The sequence below is a fragment of the Polaromonas sp. genome (assembly GCF_039932935.1).
GTDB lineage: Bacteria > Pseudomonadota > Gammaproteobacteria > Burkholderiales > Burkholderiaceae_C > Polaromonas.
Genome location: NZ_JBDTPB010000056.1, coordinates 1 through 10,408 on the forward strand (window position 1 = coordinate 1; position 10,408 = coordinate 10,408).

General features: G+C 63.9%; 11 protein-coding genes. 7 read left to right on the top strand and 4 right to left on the bottom strand.

Going from position 1 to position 10,408, the window contains the following annotated elements:
- From ABI546_RS10415 to ABI546_RS10430, 4 genes are all read left to right on the top strand, one after another.
- On the top strand, positions 1 to 1,269 hold a 1,269-nt coding region (locus tag ABI546_RS10415), incomplete at its 5' end, for a DUF1631 family protein (RefSeq protein WP_348046525.1).
- A 79-nt stretch (positions 1,270 to 1,348) separates the two neighbouring features.
- Entirely contained in the window at positions 1,349 to 2,032 is a 684-nt protein-coding gene (locus ABI546_RS10420) for a fused MFS/spermidine synthase (protein WP_348046526.1), read from the top strand.
- 127 nt (positions 2,033 to 2,159) lie between these two features.
- Positions 2,160 to 2,597 (top strand): OsmC family protein, encoded by a 438-nt coding sequence (locus ABI546_RS10425; RefSeq protein WP_348046527.1) that lies wholly within the window; start codon positions 2,160 to 2,162, stop codon positions 2,595 to 2,597.
- A gap of 39 nt (positions 2,598 to 2,636) precedes the next feature.
- A complete protein-coding gene (locus ABI546_RS10430) occupies positions 2,637 to 2,915 on the top strand; it encodes a hypothetical protein (RefSeq protein WP_348046528.1) in 279 nt (92 codons plus the stop codon).
- A 21-nt stretch (positions 2,916 to 2,936) separates the two neighbouring features.
- On the opposite strand, the gene ABI546_RS10435 is transcribed toward ABI546_RS10430, so the two are convergent.
- Entirely contained in the window at positions 2,937 to 3,272 is a 336-nt protein-coding gene (locus ABI546_RS10435) for a hypothetical protein (RefSeq protein WP_348046529.1), read from the bottom strand.
- 122 nt (positions 3,273 to 3,394) lie between these two features.
- Positions 3,395 to 4,840, bottom strand: a complete 1,446-nt coding sequence (locus ABI546_RS10440; protein WP_348046530.1) for a putative zinc-binding metallopeptidase — start codon at positions 4,838 to 4,840, stop codon at positions 3,395 to 3,397.
- A gap of 267 nt (positions 4,841 to 5,107) precedes the next feature.
- Here ABI546_RS10440 and ABI546_RS10445 point away from each other — a divergent pair, with 267 nt between their 5' ends.
- From ABI546_RS10445 to ABI546_RS10455, 3 genes are read left to right on the top strand one after another with little or no spacing between them, the layout of a single operon-like run.
- A complete protein-coding gene (locus tag ABI546_RS10445; RefSeq protein ID WP_348046531.1) occupies positions 5,108 to 5,299 on the top strand; it encodes a 4-oxalocrotonate tautomerase in 192 nt (63 codons plus the stop codon).
- 13 nt (positions 5,300 to 5,312) lie between these two features.
- Positions 5,313 to 6,788 (top strand): MFS transporter, encoded by a 1,476-nt coding sequence (locus ABI546_RS10450; protein ID WP_348046532.1) that lies wholly within the window; start codon positions 5,313 to 5,315, stop codon positions 6,786 to 6,788.
- A 2-nt stretch (positions 6,789 to 6,790) separates the two neighbouring features.
- Positions 6,791 to 7,585 (top strand): class II glutamine amidotransferase, encoded by a 795-nt coding sequence (locus tag ABI546_RS10455; RefSeq protein ID WP_348046533.1) that lies wholly within the window; start codon positions 6,791 to 6,793, stop codon positions 7,583 to 7,585.
- A 305-nt stretch (positions 7,586 to 7,890) separates the two neighbouring features.
- Here ABI546_RS10455 and gshB read toward each other — a convergent pair whose 3' ends face one another.
- Both gshB and ABI546_RS10465 read right to left on the bottom strand, forming a co-directional pair.
- On the bottom strand, positions 7,891 to 8,856 hold the full coding sequence (gene gshB / locus ABI546_RS10460) for a glutathione synthase (protein ID WP_348046534.1): 966 nt from the start codon (positions 8,854 to 8,856) through the stop codon (positions 7,891 to 7,893).
- Positions 8,853 to 10,106, bottom strand: coding sequence for a benzoate/H(+) symporter BenE family transporter (locus tag ABI546_RS10465; RefSeq protein ID WP_348046535.1), 1,254 nt, complete (start codon positions 10,104 to 10,106; stop codon positions 8,853 to 8,855). Before ABI546_RS10465 ends, gshB begins: the two co-directional genes overlap by 4 nt.
- Positions 10,107 to 10,408 lie beyond the last annotated feature (302 nt).

A 10,408-nucleotide genomic window follows, 5' to 3' on the forward strand; every position in this document is an offset into this window, starting at 1 on the left:
ATCGTGGCGCTGGAGCCTTCGCTGCTGCGCCTGGCCATGGTGGACCCGCGCTTTTTCAGCGACGAAGGCCACGCCGGGCGCCGCATCATGGAACGCGTGGCCCAGCGCAGCTTCAAGTACAACGACGAATTCAGCCCCGAGTTCCTGGCGTTTTTTGAGCCCGTCACACACGCCTTCAACGAACTGAACGGTTTGACGATCGACGATGCCCAGCCTTTCGGCATGGCATTGGCCCAGCTCGAATATGGCTGGGACGAGCAGGACCACCTCGAAGCGGAAAATCGCAACAACGTACTGCAGGCGCTGCGCTTTGCCGAAGAACGCCAGACGCAGGCCGACCAGATCGCCTTTGAGCTCAGCACGCGCGCAGACCTCGACCAGGTTCCGGGCCTGGTGCTGGACTTCCTGTTCGGCCCCTGGGCTTTGGCCATGGCGCATGCCAGGCTTGCCGACAGGCGCAACCAGGTCGACCCCATGGGTTTCGGCTCGGTGGTGCCTGACCTGCTCTGGAGCGTCAAGCGCGAAGTCACGCTCAAGCGCCCGGCCAAACTGATCGAGATGATTCCCGGCCTGCTCGGAAAACTGCATGAAGGGCTCGCGCTGCTGGGGCAGCACCCGCGCGAGAGCGAGGCGTTTTTTGAAGGCCTCATGAAGCTGCATCGCCCGGTGCTCAAGCTGCGCCGCCTCAAAAGCCAACGCGACGCCGAAGAATCAGGCCATGCGCCGCTGGAGCCCGAAGAGCTGCCGGCGACGCCCGAACAACGCCGCGCCAAGGCCGCCGCGCACCCCTGGCTGGCACGCGACGACCTCGATGCCGCCGGCTTTGAAGATACCCTGCCCACGGTGCCCGGAGAACTCCTCCCGCTGGAAGACGAGCAACCCGTGGCACAAGCCATGCAGCCGGAAGTGGAGCCCGATTCCAGCCATGCGGAGTTCCTGGCCGAAGCAGCCGAAAACGCGGCCCCCGCCATGGCCCAAAGCGATGCCGAGCGCCTGCTGCTGAGTCTGCGGTCCGGCCACTGGGTGGACCTGTATTCGCGGCGCCGCTGGCTGCGTGCCCAGTTGATCTGGGCCAGCACCAAGGGCACGCTGTTCATGTTTGTGAGCCATGGCGGCCAGCCGCACTCCATGACCAAGCGCAGCTGCGAAAGGTTAATCCGCGAGCGCCTGCTCAGGCCGGTCGACAACCAGGGCGTGATTGCCCAGGCCCTTGATGCCGTGGCGTCGGAAGTCGCCTCCACTGCGCAGCCGGAATCCCAACCGGTCTGAGGGCGACATTCTGCCGCCGGACCGGCCGAACCGGCCCTTTGTGCATGACGACGGGGACACCCGGTCGCTGCATTTCACGATGGACGAGCTGCAAAGCCGCATGCTCACACAAAGCCCCTGGCGCCTGGAGGTGGACTACACGCTGACCATGATGGGCTTTCTCCTCTTCAGGCCCGTTCCGTTGCACATCGGCATGATCGGCCTCGGCGGCGGCTCCCTGGCCAAGTTTTGCCACCGGCAGCTGCCGCGCAGCCGGATGACGGTGGTGGAGATCAATCCGGACGTCGTGGCACTGCGGCGTGAATTCCATGTGCCCGACGACGACGCGCGTTTTTGCGTGATTTCCGCCGACGGAGCCGACTACCTGCAGGCCAGCGTTCCGCAATTTGACGTGCTGCTGATCGACGGGTTCGACCACCAGGGCCAGCCGCCGGCCCTGTGCTCGCAGCGTTTTTACGACGACTGCTTTGCCGCCCTGGCCGCCGATGGCGTGCTCGTGGTGAACCTGCACTATGAGCACCCCGACTACCCGCTGCTGGCAAGCCGCATTGCACGCAGTTTTGGCGGCAATTCGGTGGAAATCCTGGCGCCGGAAAAAACCAACAGCGTCGTGTTTGCCTCGCGCGGCAAGCCTATTCTTGCGCGCGGGCTGTCAGTGGCGCAAGCGCTTGCGGGGCTGGCCGACGAAGAGGGCCGCCACCAGCTCCGGGCCGAGCTGGGGCGAATCACCTGGCACATGAAGGATCCGGAAATCGAGGCATGAACGACGCCTGAGCCGGCACGCCCGCCACATGCCGCGGCACACCCACCTCGATGCGCGGCGCTGTCTGACGCCGGCCGCCCGCGCAACGCGCCATGCTGGAATGTTCACGCACCTTCAGGAGAAAACTATGACCGAAAAAAACGCCTCCGTACACTGGGAAGGCCGGGGCAAACAGGGCCAAGGCCAGATCAGCACGGACACCAACGCCCTCAAAGCCTACCCCTACGGCTTTGGCAGCCGCTTTGAAGACGACCGCAGCGGCACCAATCCTGAAGAACTGCTGGGTGCCGCCCATGCGGCCTGTTTCACGATGGCATTTTCTTTTGCCTGCGACAAGGCCGGGTTTGACACCCGCTCGGTCGACACGCGCGCCAAGGTGCGCCTGGTAGCGCAAGGCGAGGGGTTTCTCATCGACCGCATCGCCCTCACGCTGGAGGCCGTGATTCCGGGCATCGACGAGGCGAAATTCCAGGAGCTAGCCGAAGACGCCAAAAAGGGCTGCCCGCTTTCCAAGGCCTTGGCCAGCGTTCCGGAAATCACCCTCTCGGCCACCTTGCGCCAATAGCCTTGCGCCAATAGTTTCCCGGCGCAGAAAGACACCCACATGACCCCCAGGACAAATTTTTCTTTTGAGGTTCAGTATGCCGCGCAGTCAGCCGCGCCGCAGGCCGAGCGCGATAGCATGATGGGCTCGCTGGGCCCTTCCCTGCAGCGGCTGTTTGCCGCAGACGACCCTTCGGCCACCGTGACGGTGAGCGACAGCCACAAGGGCGAAGGCAACAAGATCATTGAACTGACGACCACCCTGCAGGACCCCCAGGTTGCCACGACACTCCAGGCGTTTTCGAAGCAGCACGGCGTGGCCGTGAGCGCACTTGAATAATCAGCCCCGGCGCAGCGGCGCTCAGGCCTGCCAGACACCGTAGCCCGCTTCGCGCAGGCCGATACCCAGCTCGACTTCCATGTCACGCGCCGCGTCGTAAGGCATGGGGTTGTACATGGCGTACAACTGCGGCAGCAGGCGCAACCCAAAATCTCGCGCAAAACGGTTGGACTGAATGCCTGCCTTGTGTTTGTCAAAGCGCACGTCCGGGTCCAGGCCCGTCATGCCGACATACACAAAGGGTTTGCCCAACTGGTAATCAGGGTTGGCGCGGCGAAACCGCGGCAGGTCCCAGACTTCTGGCGCCAGCTCGATCACATACACGCTGTAGTGATGGCTTCTCGGAAGGGAGGGCATGGGCGTTGCCGTGGGGTGGAAAGGGGCCTCCACTTTAACGCACACCGGGCTCTGACAAATGCTATTAAATCAGGAGCTGCTCGCGCTCGTCCTGATTGGCCTGCGGCCACTTTTCTCTTGAATCAGCGCGACGTCCAGGCCACTACGGGCATCTCCTGCTGCATTTGCTGCAACTGCAGTTGTACCTGGGACTGGCCGGAGTTGTTGGCCGGCTCCAGGTCACCGGTTTGCTCCGGACCCGGTGCGGGTACCGGCTGCGAAGGCGAAGCTTCAAGCCAGCTCTCCGACGTCACCAGCAGGTGAATGAAATGCAGTTTTCCCACCACCTCGCGTGGCAGCACAAACGGATAGAAGTCAGGCTGGCCCATGCTTCGCGACATTTCGTTCAGCATGGTGGTCAGGCGCGCCCAGTGATTGAGAAAGGCCAGAAACTGCTTTGCGCCAGGATGCTCGGGCTGGTAAAGCGCATCCAGGGTGAAGGGCGTGAATTCAAGGTCAAAGCGGTCAACGCTGAGGCCAAAGCTCAGCGCGGTGTCGATTGCATCGCGCATGTGCAGGTAATGCGCCCAGCATTCCGCCCAGTCCTCCCACGGATGGCTGCTGGCATACGCGCTCACGAAATGCAGCCGCCAGTCGGCCGGCGGGCCTTCGTCATAGTTGCGCTTGAGGCAGGCGGCATAGTCGAGCGACTCGTCGCCGAACAGCGCGTGAAAGCCCTCGAGCCAGGGCGTGCCGTTGATCAGCCTGTCCCAATAGTAGTGGCCGATTTCATGGCGGAAATGCCCCAGCAGCGTGCGGTAGGGTTCGCGCATGGCCTTGCGCACGGCCTCGCGCTTGGCATCATCGGCTTCATCAATATTGAGCGTGATCAGGCCCGTGTTGTGGCCGGTCATCACATGTGGGCCATTCACCGGCGAACGCAGAAAATCGAACATGACACCGCGCTCCAGGTCTTCGCTCATGCGGGACGCGACCGGCAGCTTCAGCAGGATCAGTGACGACACCAGGCGCCGTTTGGCCAGCTCGACCAGGCCCCAGAGATAGCCGTTGTCGGGCTGCGCCGGATCGGTCAGATCAGGAATGGTGCGGTTCAGGCGGCATGCCCGGCACATGTCCTGCGGGTCGTTCTCCGCAATCAGCCAGTTGCAGGAGGCCGGCGTGGACAGGTTGAGGCAGCGCTTGTAGACCACTCGGCCCGTTGCATCGTTTTCGTCCGCATCGGTTTGCGTATCCGGCGTGTCCTGGGGTGCAGTGCGTGTGTCAGAGGGCACCTCCGCGGGGGCGGATTCCTGGCCCGGAATTTCTTCCAGGGCGGGCGGTTGCGGGTCATCGGGCGGCGCCACTGCTGGCGCACCCAACGCGTGCCACTTCTGCCAGGTTTCGGGCCGGGGGCCCGGCATCAAGGACAGCAGCAAGCCCAGCTCGCAGTCGTAGCCCAGCGGCGTGCGGCACACCAGGCACTTGCTGTTGCGGAAAAAAACCGGCTGCCCGCACTGGCAATGGTAGTTGCGCCCGGCCAGCAAAGGCAGGGGCGGCTCGGTGGGGCTTGAGAGTTGTTTGGGAAGCAAGGGGTTTGCCTGGCGCAGCCTGGAAGGGGGAAGGTCGGGTACACGATGCCTGCGCGGCAAACCACGTCACAACGGGGCATCCACAAGGCGTCAGCCTCTTCAGTGTCCCACGTTTGCCCGCCAAACCGTGGTGCCGCGCGGCTTGTGCGCTTGTCAGCGGTGGCTGACAGAAACACGGCAGCCCGCATCAGATGCCCCTGCGGCCATCGGCACCCCTGATTGCTTTTATCATCAGGGGCATCCCAATCACATCACCCAAAGGACACCATGCCCACCTACCACGTTGAAATGATGGAAGGCCGCACACTTGAGCAAAAGAAAAAGCTCGTCGAGGCCATCACCCGCGTGAGCGTCGAAATTCTGGGCGGCCAGGCCGATTCGGTGGACATTCTCATTACCGACATCAAACGCGAAAACTGGGCCACCGGCGGCAAGCTCTGGTCCGAGCCAAGAGACTGACCCGGACGCGCTGATGTCCGCCTCGCTCGCCAGCCTGCAGGAGGCCCACGGGCCGCGCTACCGCTGGCTGCTGTTGCTGTCGGTCATGATCGGCACAATGGCCTCCATCATGTCGTCGACCATCGTCAACGTGGCGATCCCCGACATGAGCCACCACTTCACGCTGGGGCAGGAGCGCGCGCAATGGGTCAGTTCGGGCTTCATGGTGGCCATGACGGTCTCCATGCTGACCACCCCCTGGTTGCTGGCGCGCTATGGCTACCGCCGCACCTACGTCGGAACCATGTTGCTGCTGATGGCCGGCGGCGTTGTGGGCGGCCTGGCCAACAGTTTCGGCCTGGTGCTGGGCGCGCGCGTGGCCGAAGGCCTGGCGGCCGGCGTGGTGCAGCCGATTCCCGCGATCATCATCATGCGGGCCTTCGGGCCGCATGAGCAGGGGCGCGCCAGCGGCCTTTTCGGCATGGGCGTGGTGCTCGCGCCGGCGCTGGGCCCCAGCGTGGGCGGCGTGCTGGTCGACCTGTTCGGCTGGCGCTCGATTTTCTTCATGGTGGTGCCGCTGTGCCTGGTGTCGCTCTGGATGGCTTACCGATATGTGCCTGACACCGCGCCAGGCGGCGTGGCGGCCAACCGCCAGGGCGCCATGATCGACTGGCGCGGCCTGCTGCTGGGTGCAGTGGGCACGCTGTGCCTGCTCAACGGCATGGTCGAGCTGCATGGCGCAGGGCGCGCGCACGCCTTTGTCCTTCTAGGCGCCGCGCTGGCGGCCCTGGTGGCCTTCGTCTGGTGGCAGCGCCGCCTGGCCGCCACGGGCGGGGCGCCGCTGATGAACCTGGCGCTTTTCGGCTACCGCCCTTTTGCCATGGGCAGCATCGTCGCTTTTATTTATGGCACGGCGCTGTTCGGCTCTACCTATTTGCTGCCGGTCTACCTTCAGCTGGGCTTGAACCTGTCGGCCTCGCACGTCGGCACCATCCTGCTGCCTGCAGGCCTGGTGCTGGCGGCAACCATTGCGGGCGTGGGCCGCCTGGCTGACAAACATCCGACCTGGCTGCTCGTCAGCATCGGTCTGGCCCTGTTGGCAGCCTCGTTTGCGCTGATGCTCACGGTGAGCCTGGCGTCAGGTTTATGGATGCTGGTGATGTGGGCCACGCTAGGGCGCATAGGGCTGGGTTTTATTTTGCCGTCACTTAACCTGGGGTCACTGCGGCCGCTGCATGAACATTTGCTGTCCCAGGGCGCGAGCGCGATTAATTTTGTGCGCATGCTGGGCGGCGCCATCGGTGTGAGCCTGTGCGGCATCGTGCTGGAGTGGCAGCTCGCCGCACACGGCGACTCACTGGCCAACGCCACCAGCAGCCCGGCGCGGCTGGCCGCATTCAATGAGGCTTTCCTGATGCTGGCGGCCCTGTGCGTGCTGGCCATGGTGGCGGCCTGGCAGTTGCGCAGCCCTTCTGCCGCACCCCAAAGCGGAAAACCGGAGACCGACTGACCATGTGCCAACTGCTCGGCATGAACTGCAATGCGCCCACGGACGTGACCTTCAGCTTTCGAGGTTTTGCGCAACGCGGCGGCCACACCGATCACCACGCCGATGGCTGGGGCATCGCGTTTTTCGAAGGCGATGACAGCGTGGCCAGCGGCAGCGACCGGGGCCTGCGCCATTTTGTCGACCACCAGCCGGCCTGCAGCTCGCCGGTGGCCGAGCTGATCAGCCGTTACCCCATCAAAAGCCGCAACGTCATCTCGCACATCCGCAAGGCCACGCAAGGCCGTGTGGCGCTGGAAAACTGCCACCCCTTTGTGCGTGAACTGTGGGGCCGCTACTGGGTGTTTGCGCACAACGGTGACCTCAAGGACTTTTCGCCTCGCCTGCACGGCAGCTTCAGGCCCGTTGGCACCACCGACAGCGAGCGCGCCTTCTGCTGGATCATGCAGGAGATGGCCAAGTCGCATGCGGGCGTGCCGAGCGTGCGCGAGTTGAGCATCACGCTGCGTGAACTGGCGACGCAAATCGCCACGCACGGCACCTTCAATTTCTTGCTGAGCAACGGCCAGGCGCTCTGGGCGCACGCCTCCACCAGCCTGTATTACGTGGAGCGCAAGCACCCTTTCGCACACGCCACGCTGAGCGACGAAGAGGTGAGCGTGAACTTTGCCGAGCACACCAGGCCATCTGACCGCGTGGCCGTGGTGGTCACAGCGCCGCTTACCTCCAACGAGACCTGGACGGCATTTGCGCCCGGCGAACTCAAGGTGTTTGAGGGCGGCACGCTTCTCGCGGCCTGAGCATCAACCCACAGCTTGGGCGACGCAGGGTTGTGCGCTGCGGCACTGTCGGCACTCCCGCCGACCGGCAAAAACATCTGGAGTCCTTGCTGCGCGTCTGCAGCCTGTCTGCGCTGGATGCCGTCCCGGGCATCCGCAGGCCCCAGCCGTTGCAATTTCGCGATCACCTGCGCCTGCAAGGGAGGGAGTTTCAGGCTCAACGGGGGTGAACTACAACGCGGACGCCCTGCGCGTGTACCTGTCCGCTGCTGCCGCGCCCGACATACCGGTCCATTAGCCGCGGTCACCGCCGCAGCCATGCCGACTCAGGCGCCCGTCTTGGCCAGCGCCTGCTCCAGCGCATCCATAAACATGGCCGCCACGTCAAACCCCGCCTGGTCGTGGATTTCCTGGAAGCAGGTCGGGCTGGTGACGTTAATCTCGGTCACATAGTCGCCGATGACGTCGACCCCGGCCAGCAGCAGGCCGCGCGCGACCAGCACCGGCCCCAGCGCTTCCGCAATTTCAAAGTCGCGTTTGGACAGCGGCTGCGCCACGCCCAACCCACCCGCCGCCAGGTTGCCGCGCACCTCGCTGCCTTGCGGAATCCGCGCGAGGCTAAAGGGCACGGGCTTGCCGCCAATGATCAGCACGCGCTTGTCACCCTTGGCGATTTCGGGCAAAAACTTTTGCACCATCACGCTTTCAGCGCCATTTTTGTTCAGCGTTTCCGTGATGCTGCCCAGATTCAGGCCGTCTTCCTTCACGCGGAAAATCCCCATGCCGCCCATGCCGTCCAGCGGTTTGAGGATGATGTCCTTGTGCTCGGCGTGAAAGCGCTTGATGTCGGCCGCGCTACGGGTGACCAGCGTCGGGCCGCTGAACTGCGCGAACTCCAGGATGGCGAGCTTTTCAGGGTGGTCGCGCAGCGCGCGCGGCTTGTTGAACACCCTCGCTCCTTCGCGCTCGGCCTGTTCCAGCAGGTGCGTGCTGTAGAAGTACTCGCTGTCAAACGGCGGATCTTTGCGCATGACCACCGCGTCAAACCCCGCAATGGCCTCGCGCGCATCGGGGCGGGCGGCATCGGCGGTGAACCAGACGTCGGCGTCGCCCGTCAGTGTGACGTGGCGCACCTGGGCCGTGACTTTCGCGCCGGTTTGCCAGCTCATGTCGGCCGGCTCGCAGGCGCTGATGCGGTGTCCGCGCCGCTGCGCCTCCCGCATCATGGCGAAAGTGGTGTCTTTGTAGATCTTGAACGACTCAAGCGGGTCGGCGACAAAAAGAATGTTCATGGTTTGGAAGGGCTTCCTGGATTCGCTGCCGATTCGGTGAACGGTTGTTCACCACGGCGCTGTTGGCCGTATTGTTGTACAAAGAGCGCCATCGCGCCCGCGACCACACCCCAAAAGGCCGAGCCCACACCGGCTATTACGACGCCCGACAAGGTGACCAGAAAAGTGATAAGCGCTGCTTCCCGGTGGGACTCCTCTTTCACCGCCGCGGCCAGGCCGTTGCCGATAGTGCCGAGCAGCGCCAGTCCGGCAATGGCCACCACCAGCTCTTTCGGGAAGGCAGTGAGCAGACCGGTGATCGCCGCGCCGAAGATGCCGATTACGATATAAATCGCGCCGCAGCACACGGCCGCGGTGTAGCGCTTGGCCGGGTCTTCATGCGCTTCCTTGCCCATACAGATGGCGGCGGTGATGGCGCTCAGACTGAGGGAAAACGCGCCAAAAGGCGCCAGCACCAACGTGGCCAGTCCGCTCAGCGTGATGATTTTGGACACCGGAATGCCGCCGCCCGGGCTGTCCGGCCCGTACCCGGCGGCACGAATGGCGGCCACGCCGGGCAGGTTCTGCGACGCCATGGTCACCACAAAGAGCGGAATGGCCAGACTGGCAACGGCGGCCAGCGTGAACTTCGGCATCACGAACACCGGCATCGCAAACGAAAAAACGACTTCAGACCATGCCAGTTGCCCACGCGCGGCAACAAACACGATGGCCCCCACCAGTGTCAGGACCACGGCATAGCGCGGCATCAAACGCTTGCCCAGCAAATAGATCGCCAGCATCAGCAGCACCAAAGGCAAAGCCGTTTGCGCGGCCACGAAGGCCTCGATGCCAAACCGCGCGAGCACACCGGCCAGCAAGGCGGATGCAATGGCCACCGGAATACGGTTCATGACTTTTTCAAACCAGCCGGTGACACCGAACACGGCGATGAGCGCCGCGCTGACCATAAACGCCGCCACCGCCTCCCCCATCGAGAAACCACCCGCCAGCCCGGCCGTGGCCAGCACCGCAGCCCCCGGCGTGGACCATGCCACCATCACCGGCTTTTTGAGCCACAGCGACGGCACCACAGAACACAAGCCCATGCCAATGCCCAGCGCCCACATCCACGAGGCGATTTCGGCAGGCGTGGCATGAAAAGCCAGCGCGGCCTGAAACACAATGGCCACCGAACTGGTGAAGCCGACCAGGACTGCGACGAAGCCAGCCGTGAACGCCGCGAGGTTGAGGTCTTTGAAAAATTGCATTGGGGGATTCTGGCAGGGTTGAGTGGGGGCTGTGCCTAGTCTGCGCCTAAGGTCTACTCGCGGTTTTGTCGTTCGTTGGGTGGGGGTTTTTCGGCGGCTGGGACCTCGGCCGAGGGTAGCTGGCCGGGGGTTTCCCGGCGGCAACTCACTTTTCTTTTGCTTCGCCAAAAGCAAAGTAAGCAAAAGAAAAGGCGACCCTGCTGTCTGCGTCCCTTCGCTTCGCTACGGGCAGCCTGCGGTGCTCGACCCAGGCGGGGTCTCGCTCGAACTCGCTACGTTGCACTTCGCTCAGACAATCGCGA